The organism is Streptomyces sp. NPDC046335 (assembly GCF_055587985.1).
Genome location: NZ_JBVJFF010000029.1, coordinates 1 through 14908 on the forward strand (window position 1 = coordinate 1; position 14908 = coordinate 14908).

Annotated in this window: 16 protein-coding genes and 4 pseudogenes; 4 read left to right on the forward strand and 16 right to left on the reverse strand. The window is 64.2% G+C overall.

From position 1 onward, the window contains the following. Positions 1–282: 282 nt before the first annotated feature. A pseudogene (locus ACZ6JY_RS39975) lies at positions 283–419 on the forward strand (IS5/IS1182 family transposase); the annotation flags it as partial. Positions 420–486: 67 nt separating this feature from the next. On the opposite strand, the gene ACZ6JY_RS39980 reads toward ACZ6JY_RS39975, so the two are convergent. The 8 genes and pseudogenes from ACZ6JY_RS39980 to ACZ6JY_RS40015 form a co-directional block, all read right to left on the reverse strand. Continuing rightward, positions 487–921 carry a VOC family protein gene (locus ACZ6JY_RS39980; protein ID WP_469204420.1) on the reverse strand — a complete coding sequence of 145 codons (435 nt, stop codon included), beginning with the start codon at positions 919–921 and terminating at the stop codon, positions 487–489. A 241-nt stretch (positions 922–1162) separates the two neighbouring features. Continuing rightward, positions 1163–2017 (reverse strand): hypothetical protein, encoded by an 855-nt coding sequence (locus ACZ6JY_RS39985; RefSeq protein ID WP_469204422.1) that lies wholly within the window; start codon positions 2015–2017, stop codon positions 1163–1165. Further along, positions 2014–2264 (reverse strand): annotated as a pseudogene (locus tag ACZ6JY_RS39990) (hypothetical protein). Before ACZ6JY_RS39990 ends, ACZ6JY_RS39985 begins: the two are co-directional and overlap by 4 nt. Positions 2265–2322: 58 nt before the next feature. Further along, positions 2323–3222, reverse strand: coding sequence for a pentapeptide repeat-containing protein (locus ACZ6JY_RS39995; RefSeq protein ID WP_469204424.1), 900 nt, complete (start codon positions 3220–3222; stop codon positions 2323–2325). Beyond that, on the reverse strand, positions 3188–6064 hold the full coding sequence (locus ACZ6JY_RS40000) for a hypothetical protein (protein ID WP_469204426.1): 2877 nt from the start codon (positions 6062–6064) through the stop codon (positions 3188–3190). Before ACZ6JY_RS40000 ends, ACZ6JY_RS39995 begins: the two co-directional genes overlap by 35 nt. Further along, the gene (locus tag ACZ6JY_RS40005) at positions 6061–6462 is read right to left on the reverse strand and encodes a DUF6507 family protein (protein ID WP_469204427.1); all 402 of its coding nucleotides are present in this window, start codon (positions 6460–6462) and stop codon (positions 6061–6063) included. The genes ACZ6JY_RS40000 and ACZ6JY_RS40005 overlap by 4 nt, the downstream gene beginning before the upstream one ends. Positions 6463–6519: 57 nt before the next feature. Beyond that, positions 6520–6828: a pore-forming ESAT-6 family protein gene (locus tag ACZ6JY_RS40010; protein WP_469204429.1), complete on the reverse strand. Its 309-nt coding sequence runs from the start codon at positions 6826–6828 to the stop codon at positions 6520–6522. 68 nt (positions 6829–6896) lie between these two features. Next, the gene (locus tag ACZ6JY_RS40015) at positions 6897–7226 is read right to left on the reverse strand and encodes a hypothetical protein (RefSeq protein ID WP_469204431.1); all 330 of its coding nucleotides are present in this window, start codon (positions 7224–7226) and stop codon (positions 6897–6899) included. Positions 7227–7445: 219 nt separating this feature from the next. On the opposite strand from ACZ6JY_RS40015, the pseudogene ACZ6JY_RS40020 reads away from it, so the two are divergent. Continuing rightward, positions 7446–7692, forward strand: a pseudogene (locus ACZ6JY_RS40020) (IS5/IS1182 family transposase); the annotation flags it as partial. A 75-nt stretch (positions 7693–7767) separates the two neighbouring features. Here the strand turns inward: ACZ6JY_RS40020 and ACZ6JY_RS40025 are convergent. From ACZ6JY_RS40025 to ACZ6JY_RS40045, 5 genes and pseudogenes are all read right to left on the reverse strand, one after another. Beyond that, positions 7768–8100 carry a VOC family protein gene (locus tag ACZ6JY_RS40025; protein WP_469204458.1) on the reverse strand — a complete coding sequence of 111 codons (333 nt, stop codon included), beginning with the start codon at positions 8098–8100 and terminating at the stop codon, positions 7768–7770. Between the two features lie 522 nt (positions 8101–8622). After that, positions 8623–9327: pseudogene (locus ACZ6JY_RS40030) on the reverse strand (immunity 49 family protein); the annotation flags it as partial. 795 nt (positions 9328–10122) lie between these two features. Further along, positions 10123–10410 carry a hypothetical protein gene (locus ACZ6JY_RS40035; RefSeq protein WP_469204433.1) on the reverse strand — a complete coding sequence of 96 codons (288 nt, stop codon included), beginning with the start codon at positions 10408–10410 and terminating at the stop codon, positions 10123–10125. A gap of 239 nt (positions 10411–10649) precedes the next feature. Further along, the gene (locus ACZ6JY_RS40040) at positions 10650–11177 is read right to left on the reverse strand and encodes a hypothetical protein (RefSeq protein ID WP_469204434.1); all 528 of its coding nucleotides are present in this window, start codon (positions 11175–11177) and stop codon (positions 10650–10652) included. Positions 11178–11540: 363 nt separating this feature from the next. Then, on the reverse strand, positions 11541–11993 hold the full coding sequence (locus tag ACZ6JY_RS40045) for an ATP-binding protein (protein WP_469204436.1): 453 nt from the start codon (positions 11991–11993) through the stop codon (positions 11541–11543). A 242-nt stretch (positions 11994–12235) separates the two neighbouring features. Between ACZ6JY_RS40045 and ACZ6JY_RS40050 the strand changes: the two genes are divergently transcribed. Beyond that, positions 12236–13066 (forward strand): helix-turn-helix domain-containing protein, encoded by an 831-nt coding sequence (locus ACZ6JY_RS40050; protein ID WP_469204438.1) that lies wholly within the window; start codon positions 12236–12238, stop codon positions 13064–13066. Then, positions 13063–13266, forward strand: coding sequence for a DUF397 domain-containing protein (locus ACZ6JY_RS40055; RefSeq protein ID WP_469204440.1), 204 nt, complete (start codon positions 13063–13065; stop codon positions 13264–13266). Before ACZ6JY_RS40050 ends, ACZ6JY_RS40055 begins: the two co-directional genes overlap by 4 nt. Positions 13267–13323: 57 nt before the next feature. On the opposite strand, the gene ACZ6JY_RS40060 is transcribed toward ACZ6JY_RS40055, so the two are convergent. The 3 genes from ACZ6JY_RS40060 to ACZ6JY_RS40070 all read right to left on the reverse strand — a co-directional run bounded on the left by ACZ6JY_RS40060 (position 13324) and on the right by ACZ6JY_RS40070 (position 14895). Continuing rightward, on the reverse strand, positions 13324–13554 hold the full coding sequence (locus ACZ6JY_RS40060) for a hypothetical protein (RefSeq protein ID WP_469204442.1): 231 nt from the start codon (positions 13552–13554) through the stop codon (positions 13324–13326). Positions 13555–13589: 35 nt separating this feature from the next. Next, positions 13590–14213: a GNAT family N-acetyltransferase gene (locus tag ACZ6JY_RS40065; RefSeq protein ID WP_469204444.1), complete on the reverse strand. Its 624-nt coding sequence runs from the start codon at positions 14211–14213 to the stop codon at positions 13590–13592. A 442-nt stretch (positions 14214–14655) separates the two neighbouring features. Then, the gene (locus ACZ6JY_RS40070) at positions 14656–14895 is read right to left on the reverse strand and encodes a response regulator transcription factor (protein WP_469204446.1); all 240 of its coding nucleotides are present in this window, start codon (positions 14893–14895) and stop codon (positions 14656–14658) included. Positions 14896–14908: the final 13 nt, after the last annotated feature.

Here is a 14908-nt window from a genome sequence, read left to right on the forward strand (position 1 = left end):
ATCGTCGCTGGACCCCGTCGTGTTCTTCCCCAGAACCGCGAGGGTCGTGTCCCCCATGTCGAACTTCATCCACCCACCCCGTAAATCGGCAACTACCGTGCGCCACGGACCCGTTCGGTCGTCACGGTGCGCGCGCGCGTCACTTACGCCTCGTAGCGTATCGAACATACTTCCCCATGCGGAGTTGCAGACGCAACGAGGTTCGACCGAGTGGCGCGATCCTGCCCATAGAGGCGTTATCCGTACTTCGGTGGTTTCCGGCCGCCCCGGGGTGTCTCAGCCCACTCCACCAACCACCAGGTCGTCATTGACGCGGATACCCGCCTGGTCGTAGTGGTCGGCAAACCCCCGCCTGGCAACGTAACGACTGCCTCACGATGGCCGACGGCGGCCATCCGGGTACCGGTGGGATAACTCCCACCGGATACGAGATCACAAAGGCTCAGGGGGGCGGCCTCCAGCACCTCGCCGATACTTGCAGGATCCTCAGTCGAGACAGAACTCGTTGCCCTCAATGTCCTGCATCACAATGCAGGACTCGTTCTCTCCGTCGGCACGCATCGTTCGTACATGTTCCGCGCCAAGCGCGACCAGCCGTGCACACTCGGCTTCAAGCGTGGCCAGGCGCTCCTCACCCACGAGCCCGATACCGGCCCGCACGTCAAGATGCAGCCGGTTCTTAACGACCTTCCCTTCGGGAACGCGCTGGAAGAGCAGGCGCGGGCCCACACCCGAGGGATCACTACACGCGAAGTAGACCACCTGATCCTCAGGCGGCAGTGAGCGATGGTAGTCCTCCCAAGTGGCGAACCCCGTCGGGATCGGAGGTACGACGTAGCCCAGCACCTCGCACCAGAAGCCGGCGAGACGCGCAGGTTCCGCGCAGTCGAAGGTCACTTGGACCTGCTTGATCGTTGACATCGGCGCACGATAACAAGGACCCGTCTCAAGTCCCAGGGGGGTCCGCACGTTGTCGGGCGAACAGCCCCTGCCATCCGCTGCTGTGTCGTGCGGTCGCAGGGGTGAACCGAGGCAGGTGCCCACCCAAGGGGGTCCTGGGAGCCAATCTCGAGCAACCGCTCTCGTGCCAGTAATCAGTTACGGGACAACCCTCGGGCCCGTGGGAGCGAAGGTGGTGAAGGCTCAGGTGGTGACGCGGTGTTCATTCGGGCGTCCACGGCAGGAGATTTGGGCGCCTCTGCCAGTACCACGGACGGTCCGCCAAATAGGTCTCCTCGTGCCCCAGGGCGTTGGCGAGAGCGCAGCCCCGGTCATCGACAGTCAGATCACGGTATTGGTCGTCCAACACGGAGAGGCAGTCGTCGATCTCGGGTTCGTTGTGTGTGGCCAGATGGGCAACACGTGCTGTGAGTAGGTCGCGGAGCTCCATGTCTGTCTGGTACATCGCCGGTGAATACCAGCCGGCGGGCGGCCAGCCGGAGCGCATGCGGCTGCTCAGACGCTCCCAGTTGACCAGCAGTCCGCGAAGCTTTCCGTCCTCACGGGTGGGCGTAGGCGGTACCACGGCATCCGTTACCGGAGTCGGAATGGCAAGAGCGCGTACAACTTCCGGGAAATGCGTGATGGGCAGTGCTGGAAAGCCAGGGATCGAGGACTCCGCTGCTTCCACGGCAAGGCTGGCTCGCTCGTCGTCGGACTCGGTGACGCGAGCCAGGGTGAACCCACCTTCGGGTGTGGCGACCTTTCGAATCCACGGGAGGCCGCCGCCCCAGGTGAAGAACACTGGAGTTTGAAGGCGCTGTGAAAGGAGTGAGGCCAGCTCTTCCTCGGAATGCTGTTGTTCTACTTCCCGTGCTGCGTGGATGAGCAGTGACCAGGCCAGATCTCCAGCGACGGCCTCATACTCACATGTGACCAAGGCATCCCAATTGCGGGACTCCAGCTCGGAGCTGGGAGAGACATCCGTTTCGGAGGGCTGAACATCGAACGCTTCCGCAAGGATTTGCGGCATGGCTTCGGCAACCTTGCCGTCGATCGTCAGGAGAGTGTATGTCACGAATAGCATTTCCTGTATAACACGAGCGCTTTCCCCATGAGCCGATGCGAGATGAACGAACGCCCCACGCCCCACGCAAAACCGACACACGGCACTGCCGCGATCACGACCCCGGAAAACGCTTTCCCGAGCCGCTCATCCAGGGGCCGACTTTGCCGCTGCCGCCGAGCAACAGAGCATCCCGCAACCGCCGACGCCGTACCGGCACCGACTCCAGCAGTTGGCTGTCGTAATCGTGGGCTGCCACTGATGTCCGTTTCTGTCCCGATGCCTTGTGAGCCCGAGAGCGCCTTCAGCAGGCTAGATCATGTGTTCTCCTGGGTAACCACCTGGATGAAATGAGCCACTTCCGTCTCGGTGATCTCTACGTGCTCAACTTCGTTGTGTCCAAGCTCGTAGAGCCGTAGGTACTCGGTGGGCTCCCAGCGCAGATTTCGCGTGAATGCCTCGTCATAGGTGACGCCGTTCTCTGTTCGGCGTCGCACAACCCCCTGAGGGCTGTTACGTGAATAACCTTCACTGATTTTCGCATAGTACGTGATATCGGTGGAGGGCGGCGGATTGAGAACGCGCACCGACGCACCACGACTGTTAAGCCACTGCTCGAGTTCAGATCCGGCGATTTCGCGCTGTGTATCTTGTGATTCGAGCAGTGCAGGCCCGAAGATCGTCCCCGACAGTCCGGTGACTACGGTGTGCTCGTCGAACACCACCTTCAATGCTGTTTCACTCAACGAGACGTCGGACAGATCTGCGCCTTGGAGCTTGACCGCCATCAGTGAAGCACCGTCGAGCTTCGCCGCGCGGAAACAGGCACCGCGTGCATCTACGGCCCAGAGTTCGGTACTGCCCAGGTCGGCCTGTTGCAGGTTGGCCCCACGCAGGGACGTCTCGTCCATTGCTGCCTTGACCAGGGTCGCACCCGTGAGATCGGCTTCATCAAGAACGGCGTGTTCTAGATGCGACCGGTAGAGGTCGGTGCCGACGAGCTTGGCGCGCCGCAGAGTTGTTTCCGTAAGTAGCCCCATTGTCAAGTCCGCGCCTGATAGATCAACCTGGGACAGATCAAGCCCTGCCACGTTCAGCAGGGACTCGGAGTCTTTGATCCAATCGTCCAGCGCGGAAGCGGCCCGCGAATCCGGCGGCATCATTCGAACGGTTCGATTCTCGTCAGGGATACCAGACAACTCGATCACTCCACCCATGCTGCTCGACGATAGCGCCGAGGTCGTCAATTGCCGCTTGATCGGCATTGCGCATGTCCAGGATGACTAGCCTACGCTTGTCGACGATCTGGACCTGCAGCTTGTTGATCCAGCCCTTATTGTTCGCCGGATCGTATGCCCCCCTGAATGGGAGGGACTTGTTTTTCTGGTTGTTCAACGGCGGCCAGTCGGAGTGTACGCCCTTGATGTCGTAAAATTCTCCTGTGCTGGGTGAATAGAGATCCCCCTGATTTGCCTCAGGGGGGCGCTGGACATCGTCGGGAACCTTGCCGACTTCTCGCAGGTCGAGCGCGAGCCGCGCCTCGTCCATCTCTGCCGGTTTCACCTTCCCCTTATGATCAGGGTCTTGCTTCAGCTGGTCGAAGTCGTCGCTGTACCGTACCGCGAGATCATTCAGGTGCTTTTCGTGAGCCGTGCGTTGTTCTGCGGACAGCTCACGAGGCGGGCCGTTCCCGTGTACAGACGCATCACTCGGCCTGCTCAGGCCGATATCTTCTATCTCGGCGTGATCCAGGCCGCGCAAGGCGTCGTCAAACTGGATCGAGCCAGCCCCGTGAGGAACCGGAACCCGGTTGAAGAGGTCAGCCTGCTCGGTACGGATAGCGGCGACCTCGTCGGCGGAGGTGCCAGGGAGACGCTCCCTCTCGTACAGGACATGGGTATCCATCTTCGCGGTGAAGCTCTCGGGAGTGTGGAACTGCACCTCGAAGACCTGGCCTGTGGCGGGATCGCGCCAAGTGGAGTTGATGCCCTTGTAGCCTGAGCTTCCCCAAGTGTTCTTGAAGGTGACGTTGTCGAAGCCCCGGGCCCGCAACTCGTCGACCGCCTGCTGTACCCCATGCGAGTAGTCGTTGGTGCGGATCTCAACGGTGTAGCGGAGGGAATCTTTGATGTTGGCCAGAGCACGCTCCGGCGTCAACCGAGCGTCGTCGAGCAGGGCTGTGGCAACCTTGCGCTTAAGGGACTCCTCGCCCTTCAGGCGATAGTCGAGGCCGTTGAGTTTTCCATGCTCGACGCGGGCGGCAGCCGATTGAACGGCCTCTGTGATGCTCGGCTCGACGGTCAAAGCCCGGTCCATGAACTGTTGAGTGGCAGCGTTGGCTTCGGTATCGAGCCTCAGCCCGTGCGGGCCTTCCCAGGGCCCGTCTGCAAGGGTGCTTTGCTGTCCGGTGGGAACGATATGCGAGCCGCCGCTGACCGGCGGGCCCCCGGCATCACCACCACCCGGCGAGCCATGCGAGTACGCGCCGCCCGTGTCGCTTGAGGCGTCGCTGCCGCTGCCCCTTCCGAGGAACGGCCCACCGTCGTCGGCCGGATGGTAGCCGGACTGCGGCGAGGCGCTGTCGCCGGTGTGGTGGGCAGCGGCTTCTGGCCTGTGGAGGGGCGAGCCGTGCGGTGGACCGTCCCCCGGCCGGTCGAGGGATGCGGCAGTCCCGTTGTCACCGGCCTGCACACCGACCAGCGCGGGTTCAGGACGGCCCGGCGTTTCCTCGGGAGCCACCCGCTCGGCTGGCGTCCGGTCCTGCACCGTCGCGACGGAAGGTACCCGATCGTGGGCGGCGGGCTCGACCGGGGCGGGTGTGGTGTCGGGGGCGCCGTCCTTGAGGTGGACGAACTTGCCGTCGATCAGGTTGAGTTCGCTGCGCGTGGAGAACTTCCATGCGCTGCTGGTGGATCCGGCGTGCGGGATGTCGCCGAACCCAGCGCGGACGCGAGCGGTGACGTCTGCGATTTTGGGGATGGCGCGGGTGGTGGCGCCGATGGTCTTGGCTGTCGCGCCGAGGGGGTCGATGGCTTCGCCGACCTTGGCCAGGGCGCCGGCGGTTTTGGCGACGGCGCCGCCCTTGGCCAGTTTGGAGACGGCTGCCAGCGGTCCGGAGGAGAGGGTCAGGCCGTTGAAGATGACGGTGCTCGCTGCCTTGCCCGGGTGGTCTTGCCAGTCGTCCCAGCCGACGAGGCCCTTGGCGAAAGCCTTGGCATACGGTCGGCCCTCGGCCATTCGTTCTTTCCACGGCGTGCCTTGCTGATTGACCGGGTCGACGAGGTAGGACTCCAGACCGAGGACTGCCATGCCCAGTCCCTTGCGAGCCGCGTCCCCCGCTGCTCCGGGGGTGACAAGGTCCACGAACCCCTCGGCGGTGCTGACGAAGGCGTCCTTGAAGCCAACGCCGGCATCCTTCAGATGGTGTTTGTAGTCCCAGGTGTCGTAGGTCCGGGCCTCCGGGGTGCCCCAGGGCAGCTTGTCGGCGTGCTGGAGCGCCTCAGCGGTGTAGCCGTAGATGCGTGAACCGAGGGGGACGTAGGTGCCCTCGTAGCCCTGCGGGACGTACTGGATGCCGCCGACCAGTGCGGTGATCTTGTTGTTGGCGGCGGTCTCGGCGGTGGTGAAGTCGGCCTGGGCCTGGGCGACCTCCTTCCAGAGGGCCGCGTGCTCGTCGACCTTGTCCTGGTCCTGGGCCCACTCGTCGTCGATCTCGCCGCCTTCGGTCTTCAGGCCCGCCACGAAATCGGCCGCCCGGGTCCTGAGACGGTCCAGGCGGGCGACGATGGGCCTGACCGCGCCGGCGTAGTCGTCCAGCGCCCCGGCGACCGTCTCTACCTTCGAGGCGAACACGTCCGCACGGTCACGCACCGGGGCAGTGGAGGCGAACAGCCTCTCCGCCTCGGGGGCCTCGTAGAAGGCCCCCAGTCCCTGGAACCTGCTGTGCGCCACGGCACCCGCCTGGCGCAGAGCGCCGGCGTGGGCTCTCAGCCCGGCGGCGTGCTGCTCCAACTGCTCCAGGTCGCCGGTGAAGTGGGGGATGTCCTTCGCGGAAATCACAGGGAGCCCTGGGTGAAGGGCGTGGGCCGCTCCAGGACCGGGTCGACGACACTGGCCGCCGAGCGCTGCACCTCGGCCGCGATCTCCAGGTCGCCCGCCTCATAAGCAGCGGTGGCCAGCATCGCACCGCTGACCGACTGCCCGGCCCGCGCACCGATGAACTGCACCTCCTTGATGGTGTCTTCGGCGAAGTCGACGAGCGCCGAGGCGACCAGGCCCCCGACCGGGCTGTCGCCTCCGCCGCTGGCTTCCCCCGATACCAGGGCACCGGACCACTTCGCGGCACCCCCCAAGTCCTCGCCGTACCCGCCGACGTGGCTTCTCAAAGTGCCCAGTACATCGTTCACCTCTGACAGGACGTGACTCACCCCGCCCGGCTCAATATCCCACTTAGGCATGCTGCCCCCCTACTTCAACCCCGTATCCCCGTATGACCGCCTGCTGTGGTCGGACGGTCAGCCGATGTTGTCGACTGCGGCTCTGGCCTTGGCGAGTGTGGTCTGTGCGGTGCCGTCGTTCTTTTCCAGCGTGGTGCGTACGAGGCGGATGATGTCGCGTACCTCGTTGGCCGCCTTGTTCCAGCGGACTTCCTTGCCGTGGTAGTCGTCCGAGACGCCGTCGGCCTGGTAGTCGGCCATCGCGGCCTTCACGGCGCGGTCGCGGTCGCCGAGCACGCGCTCCAGCTGGCCGATGATGATGTGCAGTCCGCCCTGGACGTCGGACGAGGCGCCGGTGTCGTAGGAGCGGCGGTTCTGATTTGCCATGACGAAACGGCCCCCTGTGGCCTGTGGTTCTGTGGCTGAGAAGTGTGCGGGAACGGGCGGCGGTCGGATCAGCCGGAGAAGCGGGCGGCCTCGAAGTTGGCGGCGCCCATGCTCTGGTGAGCGTTGTCGGCCTGCTCGTCGTCACCCGTGCCGAACGCCTCGTCCATGCCTGCCTGACCACCCAGGATCGAGGACAGCGCACCGTTCAGGTCCGCCGTGATCTCGTCCGCACGCAGCTTGAACGAGTCGAAGGTGGCCTTGCCCGCCCCGTTGAACTTGCCCTCGAGCGGCTCGGCCGCCTGCACCAGCAGATTGATCAGCGTGCCGAGATCGTCGCTGGACCCCGTCGTGTTCTTCCCCAGAACCGCGAGGGTCGTGTCCCCCATGTCGAACTTCATCCACCCACCCCGTAAATCGGCAACTAGCGTGCGCCACGGACCCGTTCGGTCGTCACGGTGCGCGCGCGCGTCACTTACGCCTCGTAGCGTATCGAACATACTTCCTCATGCGGAGTTGCAGACGCAACGAGGTTCGACCGAGTGGCGCGATCCTGCCCATAGAGGCGTTATCGGTACTTCGGTGGTTTCCGGCCGCCCCGGGGTGTCTCAGCCCACTTCACCAACCACCAGGTCGTCATTGGCGCGGATACCCGCCTGGTCGTAGTGGTCGGTAAACCCCTGCCCGGCAACGTAACGACTGACAGGCGTGGGAGGAGTCCGGCGCGAAGGTCGCCGTGGGCAAGACCCTCACGATGGCCGACGGCGGCCATCCGGGAACCGGTCTCCTCATGCCCCAGCGCTGCACCCCAGGCGCGAAGTTGCCGGCTGGAAGCGGGAGCACAGTCGCTCGCACAAGGTCCGCGCCACACGGGATGACTCCCACCGCATACGAGATCACAGAGGCTCAAGGGGGGCCAGCACTCGCCGACTTGCAGGATTTTCAGTCGAGACAGAACTCGTTGCCCTCAATGTCCTGCATCACAATGCAGGACTCGTTCTCTCCGTCGGCGCGCATCGTTCGTACATGTTCCGCGCCCAGCGCGACCAGCCGTGCACACTCGGCTTCAAGCGTGGCCAGGCGCTCCTCACCCACGAGCCCGATACCGGCCCGCACGTCAAGATGCAGCCGGTTCTTAACGACCTTCCCTTCGGGAACGCGCTGGAAGAGCAGGCGCGGGCCCACACCCGAGGGATCACTACACGCGAAGTAGACCACCTGATCCTCAGGCGGCTGTGAGCGGGCGGGTGGGTCCGCACGTTGTCGGGCGGACAGCCCCTGCCATCCCCGTGGGAGCGAAGGTGGTGAAGGCTCAGGTGGTGAGGGTTTCCAGGGCTCGGGGGCGATTCCTTGGCCGCGGTCCCGGGCCGCTGTTTTCCAGTAGCAGACCTCGGTCGATGGGATGCTGGGTGTGACGCCCTTGAGGGGCACGTGGCCGAGCAGGGGGCCCTCGGAGTCGTCGGCGTCGGTCCCCAACACCGCAAAGGTGTAGCGCGTGCCGGTTGCCCATGACTGCTGCTGGTGGAAGATCCAGCGGGCCGTCCATTTCGCTCTTCTCCATGGCGGGGGCCGAGTCCACCGCACGACGTGTCGCCGACGGCGGCGACGGTTCGCCCGCCAGTAGCTGACTGTCGTAGTCCTGGGCGGCCATGGGCGTCCGCTTCTGATGTCTCCTAGCCGTTCGGTGCGGTCAGGTGTCGATCTCGCCCACCCTGTCACGCTCAAGCAGGGCGAGAGAATGTATTCGGACTCGACTTGGATGGGAATGCCCGCGTCATACGCCATACAGGCAATGGCCAACGGACCCAGGGCGACCAGACCTTCACCGCTCAATGAGCGCGCCTCGTCGGCGGTCCAGTATTCCTTGTGCCAAGTGAGAGCCTTGGTCAGCGCCTCATTGAACTGTGTCGCATCCTGTCGCTGGTAGCGGTGAAACATCTCCAATGGAGGATAAAGAATTTTCAACATCAACTCAGCGCTGGCGATGTGTTCGGCGTTGGGATCAGTACCATTTATCGCCGTCGCTAGGGTTTCCCATGTCTCCGATCGACGGAACCACGCATTTTGCAGGGTCTCCACCCAGGCGTAGATGTAATCGTCGAATTCGGCGCCTGAAGCACGAAGGAACGAGATGGGAACGCGAGCGAGACGGTCAAGGCGCCCATTCTCCCGACAGATCGCGGCAAGATAGAAGGAAGTAAGCCAATTTCCCGCATGAAGATACTCCTGTGGGCCCGTCGCCGGCAGTTGCTTCACCTCGCCTCGGGTTCCGATGCGACACGGAACTGGCCCTTCGGTCGCAGTGCCGGAGATGAATAGCGCGGAGCCGACCTGCATGGTCGTGACCCATGCGTCCCAGGTGGCAATCTCCTCCGCCATGGGGTCCGCCAGGCAGTGCCACTTCGCCGCGGCCAGTGAGTAACCCAAGGCGTCGAAGCGGTCGAACTCCGAGGTCTCGATATCTTCGAGCACTTCCTTGGCGCTCTTGATGACCGGCTCCATGGCTTCGGCTGCCGTGTCGATGCAAGAAGCATGGCGCGGTACGAGGGTGACCAAGTTGCCTTCTCTCACTTAAGCTATACGTGCTCGATAACGGCACCAGCGTCTAGGAGCCGACGCCGAACGGTGACGGACTCCAGTGGCTGACTGCCGTCTTTGCTGATCACTTAGGAAATCTCACCACCTTGCGTCTACGTAGTCCGAGACCTTGAGGAGTTGTGCGCGTTCCACGTGCGGGATCGAATATGTGTGGCTTCGAATATAGGCAACGAATTCTTCGGGTAGTGCCACATGATGACTCTCTACATAGAAGTAGAGGTCGCCTCTCCACAGCCACTGTCCGTCGGTGTAAAGGGAATCGCCGCCGAGGGTCTGTCGTCCAGACCTCAGCTTGTCCTCTGGCGCCCCCATAACGGCTAGAATTTCATGCCCAGCTCGCAGGTAGTCGACGATATGTTGCTGGTCAGGGTATGCCTTTGTGAGGATGGATTCCCGTATGCTTCCTCGCGGATTGCCAAATCCTGGAAACCAGAGTTCCGTGAAGTGATCCGCAATTTGCACGGAATAGCCTGTTCTATTGGGTCATCGGGAGGAAGATGTGGCAGTCTGCCGCTTGGGCCGCTGAATCATGCAGGAATCCTTCCCTGTTGGGCGGCGCGATTTCATCCGACATGAAACGTATACGGCGCGGTCTCGTTCAAGTTCAAGAGCCGGGACCGCATTCCTTATTTGCGCGCATGAGTGTCGACATGAAGCTTTCTCAGGGGTGTATGGTATCGGTCGGAATTGTTGCCAGCCTCAGTCAGGGGGGTCAGGTTGCTGATCCCCGTCTGCGAATAGATACCCGTACATCTTGCCGAGGTAGTCGTACAGATCCTCCTCGCTTGCGAAATGGATATCCGTAAGTTTTTCGTAGTCAGCGACTGAAAGACCCCGCGTGCGGATGATATTCGCGAGCTCATTGCGAACAGAGTCAACGTACTCTTGACTGAAACCGTGCAGCGTTGGGCGCAGGTACCCATCTACATCGAAAGCTTGCATTTCATTGAGATAGGTTATGATGAATTTGAAGAGTTCTTCGTTCATGTTACCTCTGTTTCATTCAGAGCCGCGCGGCCAGATCCGGCCCCGTTCCGGATGCGGTGTCCGGAGAAATCGAACCAACTCCAGATGCCATGGGGCACCGAGAGCTCAGTCGAAAGCTCCACAGACGCTGGCGACACGGACAGGTCCATCAAGCGCGGCTTTTCAGGGGGCTCCCCAGCAAACTCGACCTCGTTGTATATCTTGGGCGTGAGGTTGCTCAAGCATCCTGCCCATGGCTGTTACAGCTTGGCCGTCAGGTCTGGCCCCAGTCCATTCTCGTCAGCGTCCGGCGTACTGATGCCGAAGTCGACTGCATGCCCGAAGTACGTCGACTCGCCTGTCTCGGCTTCCCCGCCGAGTGCGGAGTTGATCCCGCGCAGCGCGTCGGCAAGCCGAGGAGCATTCCTGCTCTGCACCTCCGGATGTGGACGGCCGGAGAAGCTGAACCAGCTCCAAACGTCATGGTGAACCGAAACCGTTGCGGTCGGACCGTAGGAGGAGGTTGTGACAGACAAATCCACAAGGCGGGGCTCCTTTCGGGGGTGCCCCTCAGCGTCGTACCAGACTCCGCTACCGATGACCGCGAAGTCTCGGATCTTCGCCTCAGGGAAAGCTGCAGGACGGCTTCCAGAGAGCTTGTGAGGGATTTCTGGATCTGCCAGGTTTTGCATGAAGACCGTGCTCATCACCCCTGTGAACCCTTTTCCGGGGACGAGCCACATGCATTCCAGGCTGCTCGGCGAAAGCAGCTCGAACTGATCGAGCACCCCGATAATTCTTGCCGCGACGCCCAATGCGGAGTCAAGGCCGGATGGCACGGTCTCGTTCAGGTCCCAAAACCAGGACCCGCATTCCTTCTTTGCGCGCATTAGTGTCGACATGGGGTTCTCTCAGGGGTGCACGGGGCTGTATCGGCCGCAGTCTCGATCGCGCCGTTCTCCTTCCTTGCCGTGGTACTCGTCCCGAGGCGCCGTCGGCCCGGTAGTCGGCCATCGCGGCCTTGGCGCAGTCCGCCTGAGGAGTGTGCGTGAGCGGCCGGCTCAGCTGGAGAAGCGGGCGGCCTCGAAGTTGGCCGCGCTCATGTTCTGCTGCGCGTCACTTACGGCTCGTAGCGTATCCAACAGACTTCCTCATGTGGAGTTGCAGAGGCAACGGCGTTCCGGGTGAGTGGCGCAATCGTGCGGGTGCGCCGGGGTCGGGTGTGACAGCTCCGCCCAGACCGTTTTGCCGGGGGCGGCCGTGCGTGGGGTGATGCCCCAGCCGTCCGCGAGGGCGGCTACGAGGAGCAGGCCGCGGCCGGACTCCGATGCGGAGTCGGGGGTCGCGTGAGCGGGTGGAGGCTCCTTCTCGGCGCGGGTGTCGGTGACTTCGACGCGGAGCGTGTTGTCGGCCAGGGCGAGACGCACGTGGAAGTCGCGGCCGGGGACATGACCGTGCTGCACGGCGTTGGCGGTCAGCTCCGCCGTGATGAGCGTGAGCGTCTCGTTGACCGGGCTCGTGTAGGGGTGGCCCCAGTCGTTCAGGTGGTACGAGACGAGTCGGCGGGCGAGGCGGGCGCCGCGCGGGGTTGAGGTGAAGCGCATGCTGAACTCGCGTTCGGGTGTGGAGTGTTGCGGCATATGCCCGTTCGGGGGAGCTGGTGACTTCATAGGGTCAACGGTCGTGGACGGTGCGTAGCGTTGAACAGGAGCGTCGCGCTGACGGGTGCGGGCTGTACGCGCGTGCCGTGGGCTTGTACGTGGTGTTGGGCGTGACCGGTTCCCGGGCCTTGCGTTGGGCGAGCGGTGTCCGGTGACTGTGGTGGTCGTACGGGAGGAGTCGCGGCGTGGACGACGAGGTGCAACCGACGGAACATGAGGTCGGGGCGGGCATGCTGTGCGTGTTCGGGCGGCAGCTGAAGCTGTTGCGGGAACGGGCGGGGATGGACCGCGCGGGGCTCGGGGCGCTGTGTGGTTACTCGGCATCGACGATCGCGGCGTTCGAGCAGGGGAGACGCATTCCGCCACCGAAGTTCATCGACCAGGCGGATGACGTACTGGGGGCGGGCGGGGTGCTGGTCGCGAGCAAGGAGGAGGTTGCGCGGGCCCATTACCCGGCGTTCTTTCGCGATGCGGCACGGTTGGAGGCCGAGGCCGTCGAATTGCACGTGTATGCCAACCAGGCGGTGCCTGGACTCCTGCAGACCGAGGAGTATGCGCGGGCCGTCTTCATGATGATGCGGCCGCCCATGGATGACGGGTTGATCGAACAGCGAGTGGGCGCACGCCTGGCCCGTCAGGAAATCTTGTCCGGTCGTGATGCGCCGCTCGCCAGCTTCGTCGTCGACGAGGCCGTGTTGAGGCGTCCCATTGGGGGCCGGGCTGTGCTGCGTGGCCAACTTGAGTACGTTCTGCTGACGGGGGCGCGGCGGAACATTGAGATCCAGGTGATGCCGCTCGACCGTGAGGAGAACGCCGGCATGGCTGGTCCCTTCACCTTGATCGAGACCAAGGAAGGGCGGAGGATCGCGTACGCCGAGGTGCAGAATGTGAGCCGTGTGCAGACGGAGCGGGAACGCGTCCGTGTGCTGGAGGCCAAGTACGGGATCATCCGGGCGCAGGCCCTGACGCCTCGCGAATCGTCGGCGTACGTACAGAAGTTGCTGGGAGAGCCATGAATGCGCACGCACATCAGCCGTACATAGATCAGTTGGTATGGCGCAGGAGCAGCTACAGCAGCGAGGAAGGCGGCGAATGCGTCGAGGTCGCCGCCTGCCCCGGCGAGGTCCACGTCCGTGATTCGAAGGACGCGACCTGTACCGCACTGACCGTAGGGGCGACCGCGTGGGCCGCGTTCGTCGGGTTCGCGGCGCTCTGACGGCGACGGCGACGGCGACTTTGGCGGGCCGTGCGGGGCGGGGGCCTGGGGGACAACTCAGGACGCCACCACTATGCGCTCCGGTGCCGCGCCTCCCCGCAGCCAAGCGGTGGCCACCTTGCCCGCTACAGCCCGGTAAAGCACGTTGTCGACGCCGTCTTCCGGCCAACACTTCTCAGCGACCTTGTCCAGGACCATGAAGCGCTCGGTGCCCGAGCTGTCCGAGAAGGAGTAGCGGACCTGCGTTACAGTCTCGCTCGTTTTTCGTACTTCCGCATGGATCGCCATCCGCTACTCCTGGCGTGAGTTGGATCTGCCTGATCTCAGGGGCATTGTCGGGCCGGCATGCGGGCCACATGCACGTGGCCCTCCTGCGGATACATCGGCGGGTGGGGCGGGAGCGTGTGGGAGTAGGTGTAGTTCGTCTTTTGGGCCACTCGGCATGAGGCCTCGTTCGTGACCTGGTGGAGGAGGTTCAGGTGGGTCAGGCCTGTGGGGGCGAAGGTGGTGAAGGCCCAGGTGGTGAGGGTTTTCAGGGCTCGGGGGGCGATGCCTTGGCCGCGGGACCGGGGTGCTGTCCAGTAGCCGACTTCCGCCGAGGGGCTGCCGGGTGTGGCGTCCTTGAGGACCACGTGGGCCAGTAGTGCGCCCTCGGAGCCGTCGGGGCAGGCTTCCCTGACGGCGAAGGCGTAGCGCGTGCGGGCGGTCCATGCCTGCTGCTGGAGGTGGATCCAGCGCAGGCCGTCGGCCTCGGTCCGGATGACCGGGGCGCCCGGCGGGGCCTCCGTGGGGTCGTCTCGGTGGCCCTCGACGAGTGCCGTGACGTCTTCCTCGTGCCAGGCGCGGAGAAGGAGGGGCGGGGCCGTGCCGGTCGCCGCCGCTCGCAGGACGGTGGACGTGAGGGGTGTGCGGGGTGTGCGGGGCGGGAGCGATGTGTTCATGTTCATGGCTGCCAGTCTCGACTCTCCCTGAGGGGGAGACTCAAGTCGCCTCCCCGAGGGGGAGACAAGTCGCCTCTCTGAGGGGAAACTCAAGCCGCCTCACCGGGCGGGAGCCGTCACGCGTACTGCCGGGGGGAGCGGTCACGCGCACTGCCCGGCGGGAGCGGTCACGCATACTGCCGGGCGGGTGTCGTCACTCGTACTAACCGGGCGGCAGCCGTCACTCATACTGCCCGGCAGAACCCGTCACCCGTTCTGCCCGGCGAGAGCTCGGTTCGGTCCGCTCGCGGCGAGGGGCAGCTCGACCCGCTCGACCGCAGCGAGGGCCAGCTCGGCCTGCTCGAATCGCGGCGAGGGCCAGCCCGCCCCGCTCGATTGCGGCGAGGGGCAGCTAGGCCCGCTCGAATCGTAGCGAGGGCCAGCCCGCCCCGCTCGATCGCGGCGACGGTCAGCCAGGCCCGCCCGTAGCCGTCGCGTCCTCCGTCATGCTCAGGCGGATCAGGTGGGCCACCGTCGGGGCGGTGCGCTTGCTGCGGATGCGGCGCAGGTAGGTGCTGACCGTGTGCACGCTGATGCCGAGGCGTCTGGCGATCTGCTTGTGGGAGAGGCCTGCCGCGATGTGGGCCAGCACCTGGCGCTCTCTGTGGGACAGGGCCGGTGCGTTCTGGGAGCGGCTGGTTACTGGCATCTTCCCTCCGGGA